We start from the raw sequence: 21156 nt of genomic DNA on the forward strand, positions 1-21156 counted from the left end.
CGAAGCCGCCGTACGGCGTGTCACGGCAACGGTTCGAGCTCGGTCCGGATACGGGCGGAGCTCGTTCCGGCCAACGTCAGGACAACGCGCCCTGCTTGGCGTGGTGATCTTCTGGTGGTCTGTCCGTAATCCGTCCCTTGGCGTGGTGGATTTGTCGGAGTCTGGCAGGTGCGCGTCTTGATGAACCGCTTACATCCGTCGAATTGACGAGTTCCCGACATCCTCCATATCTTCTGCGCCTGGCCTGATCCAGTCGGAGCAGTTCCGAACGTCGATCCCTGGGGGGACACCACCATGAACTACTTCCTCGATGTACTGAAGAAGTACGCCGTGTTCAGCGGCCGCGCGCGCCGCAAGGAATACTGGATGTACACCCTCTTCGTCACGATCATCTACATCGTGCTGGCCGTCATCGGCGCCGTGGCCAAGCAGGCCTGGATCCCGATCGTCTTCTACGTCGCCATCCTGCTCCCCAGCCTCGCCGTCCTCGTGCGCCGCCTGCACGACACCGGCCGCAGCGGCTGGTGGGTCCTGTTCGGTCTGGTTCCGCTCGCCGGCGGCATCACCCTCCTCGTCTTCACCTGCCTCGACGGTGAGCCCGGCGAGAACAAGTACGGCTCCAACCCGAAGTTCGCCCCCGCGCACGTGTGATGCCGTAGCTCTGCTGCGAGGCCGCCCGGTCAGGTCCGGGCGGCCTTCTGGTTTTCCACGGGGGTGAGGACCGCCGCCTTGTCCTTGGCCGGGCCCTCGTCGCGCACGCCCTGGCCGTCCTTGCAGCCCGTCAGCGTGGCGAGGGCGAGGAGGGCGAGGAGGGCGAGGGCGGTCCTGGTGAGTCTGCGGGGGGTGGGGGGTCGGGTGGGCATGGGATCAGGTTGCGGGGGAGAGCGCGCGATCACCAGGCCTGACCGGGGATTCGGGACAGGATCGCCGCGGGGAACGCGTTCACCTGCACTGATGCCGTTTCCCGACTCTCTTGCGCGGGACGCGGGACGGGGTATCCCGGGCGTCGGGCACCATCAAGTCGCCCCGGGAGTTAGGTTCTTGACCATCGCGGTGGTTGTCCGCTGAAGGACCGAAGGACCGACACATCCACAGGGGAGACGCCCATGTCCGGTGACGCGCTGAGCCAGGACCCGGCCGAACTGGCCAAGAGGATCGACACCACCAGGGCACATCCGGCCCGCGTCTACGACGTCTTCCTCGGCGGCAAGGACAACTACCCCGCCGACCGCGCGGCCGCCGCCGCCGCGCTAGCCGCCAACCCCCGCGGCTACCTCGACGTCCGCCACAACCGCGACTTCATGCGCCGGGCCGTCCACCGGCTGACCGCGCGGGACGGGATCCGGCAGTTCCTCGACGTCGGCACCGGGCTGCCCACCGCGGAGAACGTCCACCAGATCGCCCAGCGGCTCCGGCCCGACGCGCGGGTCGTCTACGTCGACAACGACCCGGTGGTGCTGGCGCACGCCCGCGCACTGCTCACGAGCGGCCCCGAGGGGCGCACGGACTACATCGACGCCGACTTCAAGAGTCCCGCGCGGATCCTCGAACAGGCCGCAAAGACCCTGGACTTCGACCAGCCGATCGCGCTGTGCCTGGTCGCGATCCTGCACTTCGTCGAGGACGACGAGGCCTATCCGATCGTGCGGGAGCTCGTGGAGGCGTTGCCCGCGGGGAGTCGGATCGTGCTCAGCCATCTGACCGACGAGATGCATCCCGAGCCCGCCCGCGCGGTCCAGCGGACCTACACCGAGCGCGGGTTCACCTTCGTGTTCCGGTCCAGGAGCGAGGTGGAGCGGTTCTTCACCGAGGTGCCGGGTGTCTCGCTGGACGAGCCCGGTGTGGTGCCCGCGCATCGGTGGCACCCCGGGCCCGCGCCCGCGCCGCCCGCCATCGACGTGGAGGACTTCGACTCCCTCGACGACATCGAGAAGATCCGGTACCGCGACATCAACGACGTCACGGACGACGACATCAACGTCTACGGGGCGACCGGCACCAAGGCGTGAGGGAGTGACCCCGGTGAGCCGCGTCCGTATCGCGGAAAGGTGATTGTAGGCGGCATCCAATTGCTTAGGCTGCGCTGGACCCAGTCGTCGCAGTCCGCAGTCGAAGGAGCCGTGCCATGACGGTGCCCACGTTCGCTTCCGTGCCGCCGCTCGCCGCCCGGGCCCGGTCGGTCGGCGGCTCACCGGTACGGGACATCCTCGCCGTCACCGCCCGCCCCGAGGTCATCAACTTCGCGGGCGGGCTGCCGGCGCCCGAACTGTTCGACGCCGAGGGGATCGCGGACGCCTACCGGGCGGTGCTGGAGGAGGTGCCCGAGCGGGCGCTCCAGTACTCGACCACCGAGGGCGAGCCCGTGCTGCGGACCGCCCTGGCGGAGCGGACGTCGGCGCGTGGGCTCGCCACCGACGCCGACGACGTCCTGGTCACCACCGGCTCGCAGCAGGCGCTGTCGCTGCTCGCCACCGCCCTGATCGAGCCCGGGGACACGGTGCTCGTCGAGAGCCCCTGTTATCTCGCCGCCCTCCAGGCCTTCGGGTTCGCGGGCGCCCGGGTGGTGGCCGTGCCGGGCGACGACGAGGGCCCCGATCCCGTGGCGCTGGAGGAGCTCGTCGTGCGGGAGCGGCCCAAGCTGCTCTACACCGTGCCCACCTTCCAGAACCCGACCGGACGGACCATGTCCGCGGGGCGCCGGGCCGCCGTGGCGTCCGTGGCCGCGCGGTGCGGGCTGTGGATCGTCGAGGACGACCCGTACGGCGAACTCCGCTTCGAGGGCGAGCGGGTGCCGTGGATCGCCGCCCACGAGGAGGTCCACGACCGGGTCGTGCTGCTCGGCTCCTTCTCCAAGGTCATGGCTCCCGGACTGCGGCTGGGCTGGCTGCGGGCGCCCGACGCGCTGCGGCGGGCCTGCGCGGTCGCCAAGCAGGCCGCAGACCTGCACACCCCGACCGTCAACCAGCTCGCCGCAGCGCGGTACCTGGCGGACCGGGACCTCGACGCGCATGTGCGCCGTGTCGCGGGCGTCTACGGCGAGCGACGGGACGCCATGCTGGCGGGGCTGGCCGAGGCCCTGCCGGAGGGGTCGACCTGGACGCGTCCCGAGGGCGGCATGTTCCTGTGGGCACGGCTTCCTTCGTCGTACGACACCACCGCGCTGCTGCCGCAGGTCGTGGCGCGGGACGTGGCCTACGTCCCGGGGGCGCCCTTCTACGCCGGTGAGCCCGACCGCTCGACCCTGCGGCTCTGCTTCGTGACGCAGACGCCGCAGGAGATCGAGGAGGGGCTGCGGAGGCTGGGGCAGGGACTGTCGGGCTAGCCGGCGGGCTAGCCGAAGGGGGTGACGGACGGGGAGGCTTCCGGTCGGACCACGACGGCTTGCCGCTGCTCACGGGATCTTCCTGGATCAGTCCCACCAGAAGGACCAGACGCGTCGGCCCAGTACCGCGTGTTCGGCGTATGCGCGCAGGGTTTCGTGATCGCCCTGGGTGATGTTGTCCGGGCAGAACGCGAAGTGCTCGGCGGCGACTGCCTCCGCTTCCTCCCTCGTCGTCGGCGGGGCGGCGACGGACACGGTCAACTGGTCGAAGCCGAGGGCGAGTACGCGTATGCCGAAGCGGTCCTCCCAGTCACGGAGGATCGAGCACAGCCGGGCCGTGTCACCCTCGAAGTTCACCGGTCCCGTCCAGCCGATCGCCGCCGGGATGTCCGCGCTGCGGCGGGCCGGGACCAGGGCGAGACGCGGCTCCTTGAACCACGATCCCTCGTCGAGGAGCGCGTCGGCGGTCTCTGCGGCACGGGTGTCGGGGTCGGCGGGGAAGGACTCGGGGGTGGGGGCCAGGCCGGGCCAGGTCTCGTCGTAGGGGGCGATCGTCCCGTCGAGGTCGTCGGGCTCCTCGATCGCGTACGCCCAGTACTCCGCCAGCAACTCCTCCGGGTCGTGATCCCCGGGGTACGACATCTCCCCGGGCATCAACTCCCACTCCTCCGGCCCGCCTTGCGCACCGCCGACGTCTATCAGCACCGGCAGCAGACCCGCTCGCGCGGCCGGGGTGCCCAGTGCGGTCCAGGCGCCGGAGGACGCGGCGTACTCGGCATGCCACAGCAACGGCTCGTGCCACGGGCCGTCGTCGGTCGCGTCGATGAGTCGCCCGAGGGGCAGCCCGAGGCCGAGCGAACGACCGCTCGGGTCTGCCGCCAGGGTGGGCAGCGGGTTGGGAAGAGTCGCCATGTCAGTGACTGTAGGGGGCGCCACTGACAACGGGGGTCACTGCTTGAGGGCGGTGGTGAAGGCGGTCCAGGTGGTGGGGGCGACCTGGAGGGTGGGAGTGGGGTTCTTGGAGTCGCGGATGTGGATGGTGCGGGGGCAGGCGGCTACTTCGACACCTTGGCCGCCCTCATCGCCGCTGTACGTCGACTTGAAGTCGGGCAAGGCGGTGTGGTGCGAGTTCGGGCTGCCGTAGAACTCGCGACCACACCGCCTGCGGGACGGTCAGAGGCGCTCGGGGGTCCTGATGCCGAGCAGGGCCATGCCCTGGTGCAGGGTGCGGGCCGTGAGGTCGCACAGGAACAGGCGGTTCTCGACCTGGGCCGGGGTGTCGGCCTTGATCACCGGGCACTTGTCGTAGAACGACGTGTACAGGGAGGCCAGCTGGTAGAGGTACGCCGCCAGCTTGTGGGGGGCGTACTCCGCGGCGGCCTCGAAGACGGTGTCGCCGAACGCGTCCAGGTGCAGGCCCATCGCCCGCTCCGCCTCGGCCAGTTCGAGCTCCGGGTGGGCGGTCGGCCGTACCTCTCCCGCCTTGCGCAGGATGGACCGGATACGGGCGTACGCGTACTGGAGGTACACGGACGTGTCACCGTTCAGCGAGACCATCTGGTCCAGGTCGAACTTGTAGTCGCGGCTGGGGGAGGTGGACAGGTCGGCGTACTTCACCGCGCCGATGCCCACCTGCGCCGCCCGCTCCTGGATCTCGTCCTCGGTGAGGTCCAGTGCCTTTTCGCGTACGACCTCCGCCGCCCGCTGCACCGCCTCGTCCAGCAGGTCCTCCAGCTTCACGGTCTCGCCCTCACGCGTCTTGAAGGGCTTGCCGTCCGCGCCGAGCACCGTGCCGTAGCCCATGTTGTGCGCGGTGACCTCGTCGGTCAGCCAGCCCGCTCGCCGGGCCGCCTCGAAGACCATCTTGAAGTGCAGGGACTGGCGGACGTCGACGACGTACAGGAGCGAGTTCGCGTGGAGGTCGGTGACCCGGTTCCTGATCGCCGTGAGGTCGGAGGCGGCGTAGCCGAAGCCACCGTCCGCCTTCTGCACGATCAGCGGGACCGGCTGGTCGTCCTTGCCGCGGATCTCGTCGAAGAAGACGACCAGCGCGCCCTCGGAGCGCACCGCGACGCCCATCTCCTCCAGGAGGCGGGCGGTCTCCGGCATGCCGTCGTTGTACGCCGACTCGCCGACGATCTCGTCGTCGCGGATCTCCATGTCCAGCTTCTCGAAGACCGAGTAGAAGTAGACCTTCGACTCGTCCACGAACTGCTGCCAGAGGTCGAGCGTCTCCTTGTCGCCGGACTGGAGGGCCACGACCCGCTTCCGCGCCCGCTCCTTGAACTCCTCGTCGGAGTCGAAGACCACACGGGACGCCTTGTAGACCCGGTTCAGGTTCGACATGGCCTGCTCGCCGTCGACCTGGTCCGCGGGGGCCAGCTCGCCGGGGTTCTCGATCAGGTACTGGATGAGCATGCCGAACTGGGTGCCCCAGTCGCCGATGTGGTGCCGGCCGATCGTCCGCTCACCGGTGAAGTCGAGCATGCTCCGCAACGCGTCACCGATCACCGCGGACCGCAGGTGGCCGACGTGCATCTCCTTCGCCACGTTCGGCTGGGCGTAGTCGATCACCGTGACGCCGGGCTCGTCCTTGAGCGGTACACCGAGACGGTCGCCGTCCTCGTACCGGGCGGCCAGGTTCTCCGTGATCGCCCTGTCGGTGAGCGTCACGTTCAGGAAGCCGGGCCCGGAGACCTCGATGTCCTTGATCACGTCACCGGTGACGATCCGGGACACGACCTGCGCCGCCAGGTCCCGCGGGTTCGCCTTCGCCTTCTTGGCGAGCGCCAGGATGCCGTTCGCCTGGAAGTCGGCCCGGTCGCTGCGTCGCAGCAGGGGGTCCGCGGAGGCCTCCGGCAAGGAGGCGGAGATCGCGGAGCCGAGCTGCTGGTTGACGGAGTCGCTGAGGGACGTGACCGGGGCCATGGGAGTGGGTGCCGTTCTCCTCGGGGGATCAGATAGACACCGTCAGTATCCCATGGGGGGTAAAGCGGTTTTCTTCGGCGCGGTCCGGTCTGGGAGAATGAAACGTCCATCAAGCCTTCAGTACTCCAGTACTTCTGTAAAAGAGGACGTGCCGATCGTGGGTCAGAGCGCTGAGACCACCGACTGGGTCTCCCGTTTCGCGGATGAGGTCATCGAGGAGTCGGAGCGTCGGGCCCCGGGCAAACCGGTCGTCGTCGCGTCCGGGCTGTCCCCCTCGGGACCGATCCACCTGGGGAACCTCCGCGAGGTCATGACCCCGCACCTCGTCGCCGACGAGATCCGCCGCCGCGGACACCAGGTGCGCCACCTCATCTCCTGGGACGACTACGACCGCTACCGCAAGGTGCCGGCCGGAGTCGCCGGGGTCGACGAGTCGTGGGCCGAGCACATCGGCAAGCCCCTGACCTCCGTGCCCGCGCCGAAGGGGTCCGCGCACCCGAACTGGGCCGAGCACTTCAAGGCCGCCATGGTCGAGGCGCTCGCCGAGCTCGGCGTCGAGTTCGACGGGATCAGCCAGACCGCGCAGTACACCTCGGGCGTCTACCGCGAGCAGATCCTGCACGCCATGGCGCACCGCGGGGACATCGACGCGATCCTCGACCAGTACCGGACGAAGAAGGCCCCGGCCAAGAAGCAGCAGCAGAAGGCCGTCGACGAGGCCGAGCTGGAGGCCGCCGAAGGGTCCGGCGCGGCCGCCGAGGACGACGGGTCCTCCGGATCCGCCGGGTACTTCCCGTACAAGCCCTACTGCGGCAACTGCGAGAAGGACCTCACCACCGTCACCTCCTACGACGACGGCACCACCGAGCTGTCGTACACCTGCACCGCCTGCGGGTTCGCCGAGACCGTCCGGCTGAACGAGTTCAACCGCGGCAAGCTCGTCTGGAAGGTCGACTGGCCGATGCGGTGGGCGTACGAGGGCGTCGTCTTCGAGCCCAGCGGGGTCGACCACTCGTCCCCCGGATCCTCCTTCCAGGTCGGCGGGCAGATCGTCGGGATCTTCGGCGGGAAGCAGCCCATCGGACCGATGTACGCCTTCGTCGGCATCTCCGGGATGGCGAAGATGTCGTCGTCCAGGGGCGGCGTCCCGACCCCCGGTGACGCGCTGAAGATCATGGAGCCGCAGCTCCTGCGCTGGCTCTACGCCCGCCGCCGGCCCAACCAGTCCTTCAAGATCGCCTTCGACCAGGAGATCCAGCGGCTCTACGACGAGTGGGACAAGCTGGACGCCAAGGTCGCCGACGGCACCGCGCTCCCGGCCGACGTCGCCGCGCACTCCCGCGCGGTGCGCACGGCCGGCGGGGAGCTGCCCCGCACGGCGCGCCCGCTGCCGTACCGGACCCTCGCGTCCGTCGCCGACATCACCGCCGGGCACGAGGACCAGGCACTGCGGATCCTCAGCGAGCTGGACCCCGACAACCCGCTCTCCGCGCTGGACGAGGCCCGGCCCCGGTACGACAAGGCCGAGGCCTGGATCAACACCCAGGTGCCCGCCGACCAGCGGACCATCGTGCGCGACGAGCCCGACGCCGAACTGCTGAAGTCCCTCGACGAGGCCTCCCAGCAGTCCCTGCGGCTGCTCCTCGACGGACTGGCCTCGCACTGGTCGCTCGACGGGCTCACCCACCTCGTGTACGGCGTGCCCAAGGTGCAGGCCGGGTTCTCCGCGGACGCCACGCCCAAGGAACTGCCCGCCGAGATCAAGACCGCCCAGCGGACGTTCTTCGCCCTGCTGTACCGGCTGCTGGTCTCCCGGGACACCGGGCCCCGGCTGCCCACCCTGCTGCTGGCCGTGGGACAGGAGCGGGTCCGGGCGCTGCTCGGGGAGTAGGCGGTACGACGAAGGGGCCCTCCGGTATGGAGGGCCCCTTCTCCGTGTCTCATGCGATGTGGTCTTCCTGGAGTTCCGCCGTGTGGCGGTTGGTGAAGCGGTTGACCATGCGCTCGGCGTCCCGCTGTGAGAGCACGACGCCGTACGTCGCCTCCACGTCGCCCCTGAGCTGGCCGGGGGAGGGATAGCTGCCGTCTATCGACTTCTTGAAGACCTGGTAGAAGTCTTCCTCCGTCGGTTCGGGGGTGCCGCCGCCCTCGCCCAGCTCGCGGGTGCGGCCGGTGGTCACGGGGATGGGGAAGCTGCCGGTCTCCTCCATCGAGGGTTCCTGGGGAGGCTCCTCGTACTGGATCTGCTGGAGCTCGTACTGCTCGGCTTCCAACTGCTCCTCGTACCAGCGGTTGTACTGCTCCGCGGGGTCGTAGTCGGGGTTGTAGCCGCCCTGGTACTCGACCTGCTTGGGAGTCTCGAACCACGGGCTCTGCTCGGGTTCGGGCTCCGGCTCAGGCTGGGGGGCGGCCTGCGGCGGGGCGGGAGCCGCCACCGCGGGACGACTGTCCGCCGCTACGGCAGGGACGGCCGCGGGGAGTTCGGCGGGCTCCGGAGCCGGAGGCAGCAGGACCGGCTCGATGCCCGCCGCCGCCAGGCCCGCCGGGGCCGTCTCCGCCAGCGGAACCCCGTACCTCGCCAGACGGAGCGGCATCAGGGACTCCACCGGTGCCTTGCGGCGCCAGGCCCGGCCGAAGCGGGAGTGGAGACGGGCGCGGTAGACGAGACGTTCCTGTTCCAGCTTGATGACCTGCTCGTAGGAGCGCAGCTCCCACAGCTTCATCCGGCGCCACAGCAGGAACGTCGGGACGGGGGACAGGAGCCAGCGGGTGAGGCGGACCCCCTCCATGTGCTTGTCCGCCGTGATGTCCGCGATACGGCCGATCGCGTGCCGGGCTGCCTCCACCGCCACCACGAACAGGACCGGGATCACCGCGTGCATGCCCACGCCCAGCGGATCCGGCCAGGCCGCCGCGCCGTTGAACGCGATCGTGGCGGCCGTCAGCAGCCACGCCGTCTGGCGCAGCAGCGGGAACGGGATGCGGATCCACGTCAGGAGCAGGTCCAGGGCCAGCAGGACGCAGATGCCCGCGTCGATGCCGATCGGGAACACGTAACTGAAGTTCCCGAAGCCCTTTTGGATGGCGAGTTCACGGACGGCCGCGTACGACCCCGCGAAGCCGATGCCGGCGATGATCACGGCGCCGAACACGACCACGCCTATGAGCACGCGGTGCGTTCGAGTCAACTGCATGGGCGCGGACACCCGTACTCCCCTCCCTGTACCTGTTGTTGCGCGCAACAGAGTGGCACATGTGTGCTGCGCACGAATGGCCGGTACGGGCCGTCAGCTCTTCCTCAGCCCGACTTCGCGGCCGACTTGGACGGAGATGCCGACTTCGACGCCGACTTCGACGCGGAGGGGGACGGTGACGCGGACTTCGACGGGGCCTTCGAACCCGACGGCGCGTCCGAGGGGGCCGGGTTCGCCGCACCCTCGCCGTTCGCCGCCGACACCGCGGCCACCGCCTCCTTGGCGGCCTTCTCCGCGAGCTTCCCGAGCGTGTCCGCGCTCGGCGCCTTGTCTCCGGCCAGACCCGCGCCGTTGTAGTCGACGGTGACGACGACGTTCTCCACGCGCGTGACGACCGTCTGCTGCTTGAAGGCGCCTTCCTTCTTCTTCAGGTCGTACCGCACCAGCGTCGCCGCGTCACCCGTCCCGGACACCGGCTGCGACTTGGCGTTCTTCGCACCGGCCACCGACTGCGCGTCCTGGATCTGCTGCTCGTAGTACTTCTGCGCCTGCGCCTCACCCGTACCGCGCGAGGTGTCCGACTCGAACCGCAGCAGCGAGACGTTCAGCCAGCGGAACTGGGAGCCCTTCACACCGTTGTTGTCGAGGCTGCTCCAGGAGCAACTGCCGCGCGTACCCGCCTCGGACGTGCCCTTCTTGCCCGCCCTCGAGGCCTCCGGGACCAGCGACTTCAGCGTCTTCGACGACAGCACCTCGCACGACTCGGGAAGCGACTTGTACGCCGCCGCCTGCACCGTCGGCGCCGCGCTCTCCGAGGGCGACGTCGAGGCGGCGCTGTCCGCGCCCTTGGCACTGTCGGAGCCACCGCTGTCGCTGCCGGAGTCGGAGGAGCAGCCGGCGGCGATCAGCATCACCGGGACTGCGGCCGCGCAGACAAGGACGCGGTGAAGACGCTTCGCTCTCCCCCACTGCCCGAAAGACGTGGGAGGGGCCCCCAGGCCACCCTGGTCACGCTCTGCTCGTCGCTGCATGGTTCCTTCACTCATGACGCTTGTGGTTCCTGCCGTCGGATCGGGTCCGAGGGGCCACGGTACGCGGTAAGGATGCCGTGCGGGCCGGCATCGAAGGCTTTGTGCGCACGGGTGAGGGGTGTGTGGAGAGCACTCAGCCGGACAGCGACCCGGCGAGCTGAGAGGCCAGTTTCCGGGCGTTGTCCTGCATTTCCTTGCTGTCCGGGGTGACGCCGATCGTCGTCGGCTGCTCCTCGTACTCGATGGTCACGATCACGTTGGACGTGCGGAACGCCACAGTCACCTTGCGCTGCTGGGCCGTCGAACCGGAGTTGCCCAACACGTCGTTCAGGAACGCCTCGTCGCCCAGATCGTCCAGGAGGCGGGGCTGGAGATCGGAGGGGGTGGCGGAGGCCGAACCGCTCGGGCTCGCGGAACCGCTCGGGGTGGCCGAAGGGGAGCCCGTGGGACTGGCGGTCCCGCTCTCCGCCACGTCCGACGTGGCACTGGCCGTCGCTGTCGCCGCCGCCGGCAGATCGGCCTTCTCCTGGGTCTGCGCGAAGAGCTGCTGCGCCTCGGTGTCGTCGCTGACCGCGTTGTCGTAGGACACCACCCGCTCGAAGTCGACCGACAGGTACTCGGTGGCGTCCGTGGCCTCCACCTTCCAACGGCAGCCGACCTTGCGGTCCGTGTCGTAGGTGAGCGTGGCGTCGCCCTCGTAGGCCTTGGCGCGCTGGTCCGCGTCGGCGATCTGCTGGATGCCGGGCAGAAGCGCGTCGAGGGTGCTCTGACTGACCACGCCACAGGCCTCGGGGAGGGTGCGGTACTTGCCGGGCTGGGCGACGACGGAGGCGGTGCCGGCGTCGCCGGGGTTGGCGTTGTCGGTCGTGCCGTCGTCACCGGAGCTGCCGGTGCAGCCGGCCAGCAGCGCCGCGAGGAGAGCGGCGACGCCGGGTACGTAGGCCTTCCGCTGCACGGTGGGCTCCTCTCGGAATGTCTCCGGCTCGTGGGGATCTCAGCTTCCCCGCAGGTTATTCGCTTGCCGCACGGGGGCGTCCCCGGCAGACAATGTGTATCGCACGCACTGCCGTGGACGCCGGTCCGTCATCCCATACGTCGACCTTGGCACCGGTTTTGCGATTCAAGACTTCTGTTGGTTTTCCGGGGGAATGAGGACGATATGTCGTACGTGGAGATGCCGGGCGCGAAGGTCCCGATCCGTATGTGGACCGACCCGGCGACGGTGGAGGACGTGGCGCTCCAGCAGCTGCGGAACGTGGCCACCCTGCCGTGGATCAAGGGCCTCGCCGTGATGCCGGACGTCCACTACGGCAAGGGTGCGACGGTGGGCTCGGTCATCGCGATGCAGGGTGCGGTGTGCCCGGCGGCGGTGGGCGTGGACATCGGCTGCGGGATGTCGGCGGTCAGGACGTCCCTCACGGCGAACGACCTGCCGGGGGACCTGTCCCGGCTGCGGTCGAAGATCGAACAGGCCATTCCGGTGGGACGGGGGATGCATGACAGTCCCGTCGAGCCGGGCCGGTTCCATGGGCTCGCCACCGCGGGGTGGGACGACTTCTGGGGGCGGTTCGACGGGGTTGCGGAGGCGGTTAAGTTCCGTGAGGAGCGGGCGGCCAAGCAGATGGGGACGCTCGGCAGCGGCAACCACCACCTGGAGGTCTCGTTCGATACGGAGGGTTCGGTGTGGCTCACGCTGCACTCCGGCTCCCGGAACATCGGCAAGGAACTGGCCGAGCACTACATCGGTGTGGCTCAGAAGCTCCCGCACAACCAGGGCCTCGTCGACCGTGACCTCGCAGTCTTCGTCTCGGACACCCCGCAGATGGCTGCGTACAGAAATGACCTTTACTGGGCGCAGGAGTACGCGAAGTACAACCGGTCGATCATGATGGCGCTTCTCAAGGACGTGATCCGGAAGGAGTTCAAGAAGGCGAAGCCGACCTTCGAGATGGAGGTCAGCTGTCACCACAACTATGTGGCGGAGGAACGCTACGAGGGCATGGACCTGTTGGTGACACGCAAGGGTGCGATCAGGGCGGGTTCAGGTGATCTGGGAATCATTCCCGGGTCGATGGGCACGGCAACGTACATCGTGAAGGGCCTCGGTAACGAGAAGGCTTTCAACTCGGCCTCGCACGGCGCGGGCCGGCGCATGAGCCGCAACGCGGCCAAGCGGCGCTTCTCAACACGGGATCTGGAGGAGCAGACGCGAGGCGTGGAGTGCCGTAAGGACTCCGGCGTGGTGGACGAGATTCCGGGGGCCTACAAGAACATCGACCAGGTGATGGAGCAGCAGCGTGATCTTGTCGAGGTCGTGGCGAAGCTGAAGCAGTTCATCTGTGTCAAAGGGTGACGGCCGAGGCCACGGGAACGCCGGGGCCTCGGCCTGTTTGTCACTGATCAGATGGGCGGGGAACCTGGCCGGTGCGTAGGCGCCAGAGGCGTAGGCTGCAGCTCTGAGTAGTTCTGGCGAGCGTTTCTGCCGCCGCTTTGGGGCTGTTGAGCTCCAGCAACATCCGGTCTTCCCCCTCGGTCCACCGACGCTGGGTGTACGCGTTCCGCATACTGGCAGGACGCGCCCAAGCGACGAGGGAGTCGGCTGCCCTGAGCTTACGCTCCAGGGACAGACAGCCCGGGTAGTAGAGATCGGCCGCCAACTTCTGTGCCACTTCCATCATGTAGAGGATGTTGTAGACGGCGTCCCGGGTATTGCGCTTCATGCTGCGCTCGGCCCCGGTCAACTGCTGGGCAAACTGACACAGGTAAGTACCAATGGCGGTACTGGCCGTGGTGAGGGAGACGAAGGGGAATCCCTTGCTGGTGTAGCCGACTGAGCCGTCGGCGTCGATGACTCCGCGAAGGTAGTCGCGCCGAGAGAATTCAGCGAGCGGTGGGGCGATCGTCTTGGACTTGCGGCCGTAGGGAAGGCCGAGCTCATTGAGCTTGGTCCTTGCTTTGAGGGAGCACAGGGTCCAAATCGCCGAGTGAGCGCGCTCGGAGAAGTTCGTGGATCGTGTGCGCTCGGTGATGCTGCTGTTGTACGGCGTCAGCTTCTGGAACCTGCGCAGGAGATCGATATCCCGTGCGGTGATCTCGACAGTCAACCGTCCCCGTTGCCGGGACTGTCTATGGAGATGCCCATCCGCCTGCAAGAACCCGAACATGTACGCGTACTCGGGGACCGTCAGGTCCATGAACTGGGGAGCGTTAGGCTCGCGTTCGGCCACAGGGAAGCCGCTACTTCCTTGCTGGACAGGCCCTCGACTGGGTGGCATCCCGGTCGAGGGCCGTCGTGTTGATGTGGTGGCGTGAGCCTAGGTCGCCAGTTCAGGGGGTGTTCAGGTGATCGAAGAGGTTCATCCCTGTGGGTGATCTGCCGCGCTCACTTCGGGGCGTGGGTCACCGCGTAGATCATGACGAACGCCACGATGTGGATGCCGAAGAGGAAGTAGGCGAGCCACCACCACATGTGGCGTTCGTCGTGGGGGTCCTTCTGGTCTCGGGTCACAGGTCTCGGTGGACCTTGGTGTTGGAGGCCTGGGCGCGGGGGCGCAGGACCAGGAGGTCGACGTTGACGTGGCTGGGGCGGGTGACCGCCCAGGTGATGGTGTCGGCGACGTCGTCGGCGGTGAGGGGCTCGGCGACGCCCTGGTAGACCTTCTCCGCCTTCTCCCGGTCGCCGCCGAAGCGGGTCAGGGCGAACTCGTCGGTCTTGACCATGCCGGGCGCGATCTCGATCACGCGGACCGGGCGGCCGACGATCTCCAGGCGCAGGGTCTCGGCGAGGACGTGGGCGCCGTGCTTGGCGGCGACATAGCCTCCGCCGCCCTCGTAGGTGCCGTGGCCCGCCGTGGAGGAGACGACGACGATCGTGCCGTCGCCGCTCGCGTCGAGCTTGGGCAGCAGGGCCTGGGTGAGGTTCAGGGTGCCGATGACGTTGGTCTCGTACATCGAGCGCCAGTCGGCGGGGTCGCCGGTGGCGACGGGGTCGGCGCCGAGGGCTCCGCCGGCGTTGTTGACGAGGACACCGACCGTCTTGAAGGCCGTCGCGAACTCGTCGACGGCCTCGCGGTCCGTCACGTCCAGCTGGTAGGCCGTGGCCTGGTGGCCGGCCGCGTTGATCTCCTCCGCGAGCGCCTCGATACGGTCCTTGCGGCGGGCGGTCAGGACGACGCGGTACCCGGCCGCGGCGAGCCGGCGGGCCGTCGCCGCACCGATTCCGCTGCTCGCCCCCGTGACGATCGCGATCCGGGACGCGGGGGACGGGGCGGCGGATGCCATGGCTGCTCCTCGGGCGTGCGGGGGTACGGGCTCCCGTCAGGATAGGTCGGCCGCGGGCTGCCGCTCCGGGCGGTCCGGATCGCGGGCCGGTGAGAAAATGAGGTGGGTGATCCTCTGACACACGGAGGTGGACCATGGGAGAAGCGCGTGAGGTCATGGACCGGCTCACCGATGCGGTCACGCACCCGGATCTGAAGGTCATCGCCGAGCTGTACGCGGAGGACGCGGTGGCCGTCACCCCCGACGAGGGGGAGATCCACGGGCGCGACAACATCGTCGCGTACTGGCGGCAGATGACGGAGGCGGTGCCGGACGGCAGGTTCGAGACGAAGCACGCCTACGAGGCCGGGGACACGGCCATCGACGAGGGCATCTTCAGCGGGCGCAACACCGGGCCGATCCAGCTCCCCACCGGGGAGACGCTCCCGGCGACGCAGAAGGAGATCAGCATCCGCGGGGTCGACATCGCCACGGTGCGGGACGGCCGGATCGTGGACTACCGGCTCTACTTCGACGAGATGGAGTTCCTGGGGCAGCTCGGCCTGCTGCCCGACGACGCGACGTCCTGAGTACGGCCGTTCACTCGCCTCGCGGCGCGTACATGATCACCGCCATGCCCGCGAGGCAGATCAGCGCGCCCGCGATGTCCCAGCGGTCGGGGCGGTAGCCGTCCGCCGCCATGCCCCACAGGATCGAGCCGGCCACGAAGATGCCGCCGTACGCGGCGAGGATGCGGCCGAAGTGGGCGTCGGGCTGGAAGGTGGCGACGAAGCCGTAGGCGCCCAGGGCGAGGATGCCGCCCGCGGTCCACATCCAGCCGCGGTGCTCCCGTACGCCCTGCCAGACCAGCCAGGCGCCGCCGATCTCGAAGAGGGCGGCCACGACGAACAGGGCGGCGGAGCGGGCTACGAGCATGTGGGCCAGCTTCGCACGCCGGTCCGGCGGGGCCCGCGTCACCTGATGGAGGGCGCCTGCCGTTCGCCGTACGTGGGATACATCCCTGCGACCGCGGCGGTTCGGGCGGCTGGAGCGAGGAGTGGGTGGCATGCGGGTGCTTGCGGTGTGGGGTGCGGTGCTGGTGGCGCTGGTGGGCGGGGGGACCGCGGTCGCCGTGGGCGGGCCCGAGGCGGATCTGGCGTATCACGGGGCCGCGTCCATGGCGGGCGGGCGGGTGGACGTGCGGTTCACGCCGCGCAATCACGGTCCTGCCGCGGTGCCGGACGCGACCGTACGGCTGCGGTGGTCCGAGCCGCTCGTGAACGAGCAGACGTTGCCGCAGGGGTGTGCGCGCTCGGAGGAGCGGGTGGTGCTGTGCCGGGTGGGGGCGCTGGCGGCGGACGCGATGGGGGAGCGGGTCGAGCTGCGGGTGCGGTTGCGGGGGGTGCCGTCGGAGGTGCTGCTGGAGATCGACACGGTGTGGAACGGCGGCACGGTGGACCGGAACCGGGAGAACGACCGGCAGCGGGTGCTGGTCCTGGACAGCGGGGACGAGTACTACTTCTGACGGGCCGTGCTCAGTCGCTCGCGCCGTCGTAGCGTTCCCGCGCCTCGTGGACTTCCTCGATGTGGGTCTCCGCCCACGCCTTCACCGCGGTGAGCAGGCCGGCCAGGCTGCTGCCCAGGGGCGTGAGGGCGTAGTCGACGCGGACCGGGACCGACGGGGTGACCGTGCGGGTCAGGATGCCGTCGCGCTCCAGGGCGCGCAGGGTCTGGGTGAGCATCTTGGGGCTGACGCCGGCGATCTTGCGGCTGAGGTCGCTGTAGCGCATCGGGCCGGCGGAGAGGGCCGAGACGACGAGGCTGACCCACTTGTCGCTGAGCCGGTCCAGGAGCTGGTTGGTGGGGCAGCCCCTGACGAACGCGTCGTACTCCACGCGTGCCTGCTCGCGCCGCTGGGCCGCCGTCATGGTCGGCATGGCTCACCTCCGGGGTATGTACGCACCTTCAGGTAACTACTTACTGATGGATAGTAGCTCTTCCTAGGGTTGTTGCCAGCGACAGGGATACCGGAGCGAACAATGACCGATGGGGAGTGTTCAGTCATGCGTGCTGCTGTGGTGAGGACCTTCGGCGGGCCCGAGAGCGTGGAGGTGGTGGAGAGCGAACTGCCCGAGCCGGGAGCCCGGCAGATACGGATCAAGGTCGCCGGTGCCGCGCTGAACCCGGTGGACCTGGGTGTCCGGGCCGGTTTCTTCGGCGGGGCGGGCAAGCAGGTCGGCCTCGGCTGGGACGTCGCGGGAACCGTGGACGCGGTGGGCGTCGCGACGGTGTGGAGTGTCGGCGACCAGGTGGTGGCGCTGCACGGCGGTGTGGCGAAGGCGTTGGGCACGCACGCCGAGTACGTCGTCGTGGACACGGACGCGGTGGCCAAGGCGCCGGTCACGGTCGACGCGGTGCACGCGGCGACGCTGCCGCTGAACGCGCTGACGGCCGTACAGGCCCTGGATCTGCTGGAGTTGACCGAGGGGCAGTCGTTGCTGGTCACCGGGGCGGCGGGGGCCGTCGGCGGGTTCGCGGTCCAACTCGCCGCGCATCGGGGGGTGTCGGTGACCGGGCTGGCCCGGGAGGGCGACGAGGAGTTCGTACGGTCCCTGGGGGCCGCCGGGTTCACGACCACCGTCGCCGCCGGGGCCTTCGACGCCGTGCTGGACGCGGCGGTGCTCGCTGAGGCGGCGCTGGAGGGGGTGCGGGACGGGGGTGCCTATGTCGGCGTACGGCCCGGGGCCCATCCCGGGTCGGTGCGCGGGGTGCGGACGGCGTCCGTCGCGGTGAACGCGGACGGGGCGCGGCTCGCCGAGCTGGCGGGGCTGGTGGACGAGGGGGCGCTGACGCTCCGGGTGGCCGACACGTACGCCCTGGACTCGGTGTCCAAGGCGCACGCCCGGCTCGAGGAGGGCGGGGTGCGGGGGCGGCTCGTGCTGGTGCCGTAGCGCCTTCGGCCGGACGGGCGAGGGCCCTTGGCCGGGTGCGGCCCGGCAGCATGTTCCGCGGTCGGGCTCCGGGTCAGCCCGCGGCCGCCAGTGCGTACGCCGTCGGCGGGACCCCGACCGTCGCCGTGAAGTCCCGGACCAGGTGGGCCTGGTCGGCGTAGCCGAGGTCGGCGGCGAGGGCGGCCCAGGCGACCTCGCCCCGGGTGCCCGCGAGCTCCAGGGCCTCGTGGATGCGGTAGCGCAGGATGACCCACTTCGGTCGTACCCCGACGTACGCCGAGAAAAGCCGTTGCAGTGCCCGTACCGAGAGTCCGGCCGTGGCGGCGAGGTCGTCGACGCGGCGGACGGCGCGGTCGTCGCGGGCCCGGTCGGCGAGGGCCGTGGCGAGGTCGGCCCGCGGGTCGGGGGCGGCGGGGGCGAGGGGGAGCAGGAAGGCGTCGAGCGCGGCGACGCGGGCCTCGTCGGTGGCGGGGGCCACGACGGAACCGGCGGTGTCCTCCGTGATCCGCGGGAACACCTCCCGGGCCGGCAGCACCCGGCCCGTCCAGTGGGAGACCGGGTGTTCGGGGGCGTACGGCCGGAAGCCGCCGGGGCGGAACTTCACCCCGCAGACCCGGCCCCGGCCGGTGAGCCTCCTGGTGTAGAGGCCGCGGGGGATGCCGGTCAGCTCCGCGTAGGGCGCGCCCTCGTCCTGCTGGAAGGTGAGGTGGACGGACGGGTGCGGGACGACGTGGGAGACGTAGGGCTCGGGCAGGTCCCAGTCGATGAACCAGTACCGCTCGACGTACCGGCGCAGCGGCTCGGCGGGCTCGTGGCGGCGGAACCTCACCCGGGTCAGCAGCCCGGCCGGGTCGACGATCCCGCGGGTGTCGCGGCGGGGGGCGGCCATGAGGGGATCGTACGTCCGGGGCCGGGCGTCGCGTTTCTTCAAGAAGCAGGGGCGGGGGGCTTCGTACGGTCGGGGCATGGACACGAACGCGGCGAAGAAGACGTACGGCATCGGTGAGCTGCTGGGGATGGCGCGGGAGCGGGCCGTCCCGGTGGTCCGGGGGATCCCGGACGCGGCGCTCGGGGCGGCCACGCCCTGTGCGGAGTGCGACGTGAAGGAGCTCGTCAATCATCTGTTCCAGGTGATCGCGCAGTTCCAGCGGCTGGCGGCGAAGGAGCCGTCGGACTTCGGCGAGGTGGCCGCCGACCGGGTGGCGGAGGGGCCGGACTGGCGGGAGCGGTTCGCTGCGGAGGCGGACCGGCTGGTGTCGGCCTGGTCCGCGCCCGGTGCGGAGGAGGGGACGACCGGGGCGATGGACATGCCGGCGCGGCTGGTCGGCTCCATGGCGCTGCTCGACCTGACCGTGCATGCGTGGGATCTGGCGCGGGCGACGGGGCAGGAGTACGGGGCGCCCGATGAGGCGGTCACGGAGGAGCTGACGGGTGCGGTGGCCCAGCTGGCGCCCACGGCCAGGAAGATGGGGGTGTTCGGGGAGCCGGTGGGGGTGGCGGAGGGCGCGTCGGACTTCGAGCGGCTGCTGGCGGGGACGGGGCGGGACCCTGTTCGGGGCTGAGCCGGGGGGTGTGGCTTGGTCGGGGTCGGGGGGCGGGGCCGGGGCCGGGGCCGGGAGTCGTGCTTTGGCTGCGGGCCGGTGGGGGCTTGTCGCGCAGTTCCCCGCGCCCCTGGCCGGGACGTCGGGAATAGGTGGGGGGCGGGTCTCGTTCTCCAGGCACGCGGTTATAGTTGAACCGTAAACAACCTGGAGGGTGAGCGACCATGCAGTTCGGGATCTTCAGCGTCGGCGATGTCACGCCGGACCCGACGACCGGCCGTACGCCGACCGAGCGTGAGCGGATCAAGGCCATGGTCGCGATCGCGCTGAAGGCGGAGGAGGTCGGGCTCGACGTCTTCGCGACCGGTGAGCACCACAACCCGCCGTTCGTGCCGTCGTCGCCGACCACCATGCTCGGGTACATCGCGGCGCAGACCGAGAGGCTCGTCCTCTCCACCTCGACCACGCTGATCACCACCAACGACCCGGTGAAGATCGCCGAGGACTTCGCGATGCTCCAGCACCTGGCCGACGGGCGCGTGGACCTGATGATGGGGCGCGGGAACACCGGGCCGGTCTACCCCTGGTTCGGCAAGGACATCCGGGAGGGCATCAACCTCGCCATCGAGAACTACGCCCTGCTGCGCCGCCTGTGGCGCGAGGACGTCGTGAACTGGGAGGGGAAGTTCCGCACCCCGCTCCAGGGGTTCACCTCGACGCCCCGGCCGCTGGACGGGGTCCCGCCGTTCGTCTGGCACGGCTCCATCCGCTCGCCGGAGATCGCCGAGCAGGCCGCCTACTACGGCGACGGCTTCTTCCACAACAACATCTTCTGGCCCGCCGACCACACCAAGCGGATGGTCGAGCTGTACCGGCAGCGGTACGCCCACTACGGGCACGGCACGCCCGAGCAGGCGATCGTGGGGCTCGGCGGCCAGGTGTTCATGCGCCGCAACTCGCAGGACGCGGTGAAGGAGTTCCGGCCGTACTTCGACGTCGCGCCGGTGTACGGGCACGGGCCCTCCCTTGAGGACTTCACCGACCAGACCCCGCTGACCGTCGGCTCCCCGGAGCAGGTCATCGAGAAGACGCTGAAGTTCCGCGAGTACGCCGGGGACTACCAGCGCCAGCTCTTCCTGGTGGACCATGCCGGACTGCCCCTGAAGACCGTCCTGGAGCAGATCGACCTGCTCGGCGAGGAGGTCGTCCCGGTACTGCGCAAGGAGTTCGCGGCGGCACGCCCGGCGGACGTCCCCGAGGCTCCCACTCACGCGTCCCTGCTGGCCGCCGAACGCAACAAGGAGGTCGTCGCATGAAGCTCGTCGTCGTGTCCGCGGGGCTGAGCGTCCCCTCGTCCACCCGGCTGCTGGGAGACCGGCTGGCCGCCGCCGTGGGGCGTACGGCCGAGGTGGACACGCAGGTCGTTGAGGTGCGCGAGCTCGCCGTGGAGATCGCGCAGAACCTCACGAACGGCTTCCCGGGGCGTGCCCTGGCCGCGGCGCAGGAAGCGGTGGCCGGAGCCGACGGGCTGATCGTGGTGACCCCGGTGTTCTCGGCGTCGTACAGCGGACTCTTCAAGTCGTTCTTCGACGTGCTCGAACCGGAGGCGCTGGCCGGGAAGCCGGTGCTGATCGCCGCGACCGGCGGCACCGCCCGGCACTCGCTGGTCCTGGAGCACGCGCTGCGGCCGCTCTTCGCCTACCTGAAGGCCGTCGTCGTGCCGACCGGGGTCTACGCCGCCTCGGAGGACTGGGGCGCCGAGGGACTGGACGGGCGGATCGAGCGGGCGGCCGGGGAACTGGCCGCGCTGATGGCCGGACTGTCGGCCGTGCGCGGGCCGCGTACCCCCGAGGCCGACGCGTTCTCGGCGGTGGTGCCGTTCGAGGAGCGGCTCGCCGCGTTGCGTCCCACGGGGTGAGAGGCCAGTAA

The 21156-nt window shown here is 69.9% G+C and carries 24 protein-coding genes; 11 read left to right on the forward strand and 13 right to left on the reverse strand.

Features of this window, described 5'->3' with window-relative positions:
• Positions 1-294: 294 nt before the first annotated feature.
• On the forward strand, positions 295-651 hold the full coding sequence (locus ABZ098_RS05935) for a DUF805 domain-containing protein (RefSeq protein ID WP_356587688.1): 357 nt from the start codon (positions 295-297) through the stop codon (positions 649-651).
• Between the two features lie 29 nt (positions 652-680).
• Here the strand turns inward: ABZ098_RS05935 and ABZ098_RS05940 are convergent, their stop codons facing one another.
• Positions 681-863: a hypothetical protein gene (locus ABZ098_RS05940; protein WP_356587690.1), complete on the reverse strand. Its 183-nt coding sequence runs from the start codon at positions 861-863 to the stop codon at positions 681-683.
• A gap of 243 nt (positions 864-1106) precedes the next feature.
• Here ABZ098_RS05940 and ABZ098_RS05945 point away from each other — a divergent pair, with 243 nt between their 5' ends.
• A complete protein-coding gene (locus ABZ098_RS05945; protein WP_356587692.1) occupies positions 1107-2009 on the forward strand; it encodes an SAM-dependent methyltransferase in 903 nt (300 codons plus the stop codon).
• 116 nt (positions 2010-2125) lie between these two features.
• On the forward strand, positions 2126-3322 hold the full coding sequence (locus ABZ098_RS05950) for a PLP-dependent aminotransferase family protein (protein ID WP_356587694.1): 1197 nt from the start codon (positions 2126-2128) through the stop codon (positions 3320-3322).
• An 87-nt stretch (positions 3323-3409) separates the two neighbouring features.
• Here the strand turns inward: ABZ098_RS05950 and ABZ098_RS05955 are convergent, their stop codons facing one another.
• The 3 genes from ABZ098_RS05955 to argS are packed head-to-tail and all read right to left on the reverse strand — an operon-like array spanning position 3410 to position 6250.
• Positions 3410-4234, reverse strand: coding sequence for a DUF4253 domain-containing protein (locus ABZ098_RS05955; RefSeq protein ID WP_356587696.1), 825 nt, complete (start codon positions 4232-4234; stop codon positions 3410-3412).
• Positions 4235-4270: 36 nt separating this feature from the next.
• Positions 4271-4435 carry a DUF397 domain-containing protein gene (locus ABZ098_RS05960; RefSeq protein WP_356587698.1) on the reverse strand — a complete coding sequence of 55 codons (165 nt, stop codon included), beginning with the start codon at positions 4433-4435 and terminating at the stop codon, positions 4271-4273.
• A 60-nt stretch (positions 4436-4495) separates the two neighbouring features.
• A complete protein-coding gene (gene argS / locus ABZ098_RS05965; RefSeq protein WP_356587700.1) occupies positions 4496-6250 on the reverse strand; it encodes an arginine--tRNA ligase in 1755 nt (584 codons plus the stop codon).
• 148 nt (positions 6251-6398) lie between these two features.
• Between argS and lysS the strand changes: the two genes are divergently transcribed.
• Positions 6399-8141, forward strand: a complete 1743-nt coding sequence (lysS, locus tag ABZ098_RS05970) for a lysine--tRNA ligase (protein ID WP_356587702.1) — start codon at positions 6399-6401, stop codon at positions 8139-8141.
• Positions 8142-8190: 49 nt separating this feature from the next.
• Here the strand turns inward: lysS and ABZ098_RS05975 are convergent, their stop codons facing one another.
• The 3 genes from ABZ098_RS05975 to ABZ098_RS05985 form a co-directional block, all read right to left on the reverse strand.
• Positions 8191-9444, reverse strand: a complete 1254-nt coding sequence (locus ABZ098_RS05975; protein WP_356587704.1) for a DUF2637 domain-containing protein — start codon at positions 9442-9444, stop codon at positions 8191-8193.
• Between the two features lie 104 nt (positions 9445-9548).
• Positions 9549-10355 carry a DUF3558 family protein gene (locus tag ABZ098_RS05980; protein ID WP_356587706.1) on the reverse strand — a complete coding sequence of 269 codons (807 nt, stop codon included), beginning with the start codon at positions 10353-10355 and terminating at the stop codon, positions 9549-9551.
• A 253-nt stretch (positions 10356-10608) separates the two neighbouring features.
• Positions 10609-11430, reverse strand: coding sequence for a DUF3558 domain-containing protein (locus tag ABZ098_RS05985; RefSeq protein ID WP_356587708.1), 822 nt, complete (start codon positions 11428-11430; stop codon positions 10609-10611).
• Between the two features lie 204 nt (positions 11431-11634).
• Between ABZ098_RS05985 and ABZ098_RS05990 the strand changes: the two genes are divergently transcribed.
• Positions 11635-12828, forward strand: a complete 1194-nt coding sequence (locus ABZ098_RS05990) for an RtcB family protein (protein ID WP_356587710.1) — start codon at positions 11635-11637, stop codon at positions 12826-12828.
• Between the two features lie 40 nt (positions 12829-12868).
• On the opposite strand, the gene ABZ098_RS05995 is transcribed toward ABZ098_RS05990, so the two are convergent.
• The 3 genes from ABZ098_RS05995 to ABZ098_RS06005 form a co-directional block, all read right to left on the reverse strand.
• Positions 12869-13702 carry a hypothetical protein gene (locus tag ABZ098_RS05995; RefSeq protein ID WP_356587712.1) on the reverse strand — a complete coding sequence of 278 codons (834 nt, stop codon included), beginning with the start codon at positions 13700-13702 and terminating at the stop codon, positions 12869-12871.
• A gap of 155 nt (positions 13703-13857) precedes the next feature.
• Complete coding sequence (locus ABZ098_RS06000; RefSeq protein WP_260470693.1) at positions 13858-13983, reverse strand: hypothetical protein; 126 nt, start codon at positions 13981-13983, stop codon at positions 13858-13860.
• The gene (locus ABZ098_RS06005) at positions 13980-14756 is read right to left on the reverse strand and encodes an SDR family NAD(P)-dependent oxidoreductase (protein ID WP_356587715.1); all 777 of its coding nucleotides are present in this window, start codon (positions 14754-14756) and stop codon (positions 13980-13982) included. The genes ABZ098_RS06000 and ABZ098_RS06005 overlap by 4 nt, the downstream gene beginning before the upstream one ends.
• Before the next feature lie 134 nt (positions 14757-14890).
• Between ABZ098_RS06005 and ABZ098_RS06010 the strand changes: the two genes are divergently transcribed.
• Positions 14891-15325 carry a nuclear transport factor 2 family protein gene (locus tag ABZ098_RS06010; protein ID WP_356587717.1) on the forward strand — a complete coding sequence of 145 codons (435 nt, stop codon included), beginning with the start codon at positions 14891-14893 and terminating at the stop codon, positions 15323-15325.
• 10 nt (positions 15326-15335) lie between these two features.
• Here ABZ098_RS06010 and ABZ098_RS06015 read toward each other — a convergent pair whose 3' ends face one another.
• Positions 15336-15671, reverse strand: coding sequence for a YnfA family protein (locus tag ABZ098_RS06015; protein WP_356587719.1), 336 nt, complete (start codon positions 15669-15671; stop codon positions 15336-15338).
• A 130-nt stretch (positions 15672-15801) separates the two neighbouring features.
• On the opposite strand from ABZ098_RS06015, the gene ABZ098_RS06020 reads away from it, so the two are divergent.
• Positions 15802-16260, forward strand: a complete 459-nt coding sequence (locus ABZ098_RS06020) for a hypothetical protein (RefSeq protein ID WP_356587721.1) — start codon at positions 15802-15804, stop codon at positions 16258-16260.
• Between the two features lie 10 nt (positions 16261-16270).
• On the opposite strand, the gene ABZ098_RS06025 is transcribed toward ABZ098_RS06020, so the two are convergent.
• Positions 16271-16672 (reverse strand): helix-turn-helix domain-containing protein, encoded by a 402-nt coding sequence (locus tag ABZ098_RS06025; RefSeq protein ID WP_356587723.1) that lies wholly within the window; start codon positions 16670-16672, stop codon positions 16271-16273.
• A gap of 126 nt (positions 16673-16798) precedes the next feature.
• Here ABZ098_RS06025 and ABZ098_RS06030 point away from each other — a divergent pair, with 126 nt between their 5' ends.
• A complete protein-coding gene (locus tag ABZ098_RS06030) occupies positions 16799-17686 on the forward strand; it encodes an NADP-dependent oxidoreductase (protein ID WP_356587725.1) in 888 nt (295 codons plus the stop codon).
• Positions 17687-17759: 73 nt separating this feature from the next.
• On the opposite strand, the gene ABZ098_RS06035 is transcribed toward ABZ098_RS06030, so the two are convergent.
• Positions 17760-18575: a helix-turn-helix domain-containing protein gene (locus ABZ098_RS06035; protein ID WP_356587727.1), complete on the reverse strand. Its 816-nt coding sequence runs from the start codon at positions 18573-18575 to the stop codon at positions 17760-17762.
• A gap of 76 nt (positions 18576-18651) precedes the next feature.
• Between ABZ098_RS06035 and ABZ098_RS06040 the strand changes: the two genes are divergently transcribed.
• The 3 genes from ABZ098_RS06040 (at position 18652) to ABZ098_RS06050 (ending at position 21145) form a co-directional block, all read left to right on the forward strand.
• Positions 18652-19248 (forward strand): TIGR03086 family metal-binding protein, encoded by a 597-nt coding sequence (locus ABZ098_RS06040; RefSeq protein ID WP_356587729.1) that lies wholly within the window; start codon positions 18652-18654, stop codon positions 19246-19248.
• Between the two features lie 203 nt (positions 19249-19451).
• Positions 19452-20543: an LLM class flavin-dependent oxidoreductase gene (locus ABZ098_RS06045; protein WP_356587731.1), complete on the forward strand. Its 1092-nt coding sequence runs from the start codon at positions 19452-19454 to the stop codon at positions 20541-20543.
• On the forward strand, positions 20540-21145 hold the full coding sequence (locus ABZ098_RS06050) for an FMN reductase (RefSeq protein WP_356587733.1): 606 nt from the start codon (positions 20540-20542) through the stop codon (positions 21143-21145). Before ABZ098_RS06045 ends, ABZ098_RS06050 begins: the two co-directional genes overlap by 4 nt.
• Positions 21146-21156 lie beyond the last annotated feature (11 nt).

It is taken from the genome of Streptomyces sp. NPDC006335 (genome assembly GCF_040612795.1).
In the GTDB taxonomy this organism is placed as follows: domain Bacteria; phylum Actinomycetota; class Actinomycetes; order Streptomycetales; family Streptomycetaceae; genus Streptomyces.

Bases quoted from the DNA above. Each gene is read 5' to 3' on its own strand.
- ABZ098_RS05935 (WP_356587688.1), top strand. From the start codon at position 295: ATGAACTACTTCCTCGATGTACTGAAGAAGTACGCCGTGTTCAGCGGC.
- ABZ098_RS05940 (WP_356587690.1), bottom strand. From the start codon at position 863: ATGCCCACCCGACCCCCCACCCCCCGCAGACTCACCAGGACCGCCCTC.
- ABZ098_RS05945 (WP_356587692.1), top strand. From the start codon at position 1,107: ATGTCCGGTGACGCGCTGAGCCAGGACCCGGCCGAACTGGCCAAGAGG.
- ABZ098_RS05950 (WP_356587694.1), top strand. From the start codon at position 2,126: ATGACGGTGCCCACGTTCGCTTCCGTGCCGCCGCTCGCCGCCCGGGCC.
- ABZ098_RS05955 (WP_356587696.1), bottom strand. From the start codon at position 4,234: ATGGCGACTCTTCCCAACCCGCTGCCCACCCTGGCGGCAGACCCGAGC.
- argS (WP_356587700.1), bottom strand. From the start codon at position 6,250: ATGGCCCCGGTCACGTCCCTCAGCGACTCCGTCAACCAGCAGCTCGGC.
- ABZ098_RS05975 (WP_356587704.1), bottom strand. From the start codon at position 9,444: ATGCAGTTGACTCGAACGCACCGCGTGCTCATAGGCGTGGTCGTGTTC.
- ABZ098_RS05980 (WP_356587706.1), bottom strand. From the start codon at position 10,355: ATGCTGATCGCCGCCGGCTGCTCCTCCGACTCCGGCAGCGACAGCGGT.
- ABZ098_RS05990 (WP_356587710.1), top strand. From the start codon at position 11,635: ATGTCGTACGTGGAGATGCCGGGCGCGAAGGTCCCGATCCGTATGTGG.
- ABZ098_RS06005 (WP_356587715.1), bottom strand. From the start codon at position 14,756: ATGGCATCCGCCGCCCCGTCCCCCGCGTCCCGGATCGCGATCGTCACG.
- ABZ098_RS06010 (WP_356587717.1), top strand. From the start codon at position 14,891: ATGGGAGAAGCGCGTGAGGTCATGGACCGGCTCACCGATGCGGTCACG.
- ABZ098_RS06015 (WP_356587719.1), bottom strand. From the start codon at position 15,671: ATGCTCGTAGCCCGCTCCGCCGCCCTGTTCGTCGTGGCCGCCCTCTTC.
- ABZ098_RS06020 (WP_356587721.1), top strand. From the start codon at position 15,802: ATGCGGGTGCTTGCGGTGTGGGGTGCGGTGCTGGTGGCGCTGGTGGGC.
- ABZ098_RS06025 (WP_356587723.1), bottom strand. From the start codon at position 16,672: ATGCCGACCATGACGGCGGCCCAGCGGCGCGAGCAGGCACGCGTGGAG.
- ABZ098_RS06030 (WP_356587725.1), top strand. From the start codon at position 16,799: ATGCGTGCTGCTGTGGTGAGGACCTTCGGCGGGCCCGAGAGCGTGGAG.
- ABZ098_RS06035 (WP_356587727.1), bottom strand. From the start codon at position 18,575: ATGGCCGCCCCCCGCCGCGACACCCGCGGGATCGTCGACCCGGCCGGG.
- ABZ098_RS06040 (WP_356587729.1), top strand. From the start codon at position 18,652: ATGGACACGAACGCGGCGAAGAAGACGTACGGCATCGGTGAGCTGCTG.
- ABZ098_RS06045 (WP_356587731.1), top strand. From the start codon at position 19,452: ATGCAGTTCGGGATCTTCAGCGTCGGCGATGTCACGCCGGACCCGACG.
- ABZ098_RS06050 (WP_356587733.1), top strand. From the start codon at position 20,540: ATGAAGCTCGTCGTCGTGTCCGCGGGGCTGAGCGTCCCCTCGTCCACC.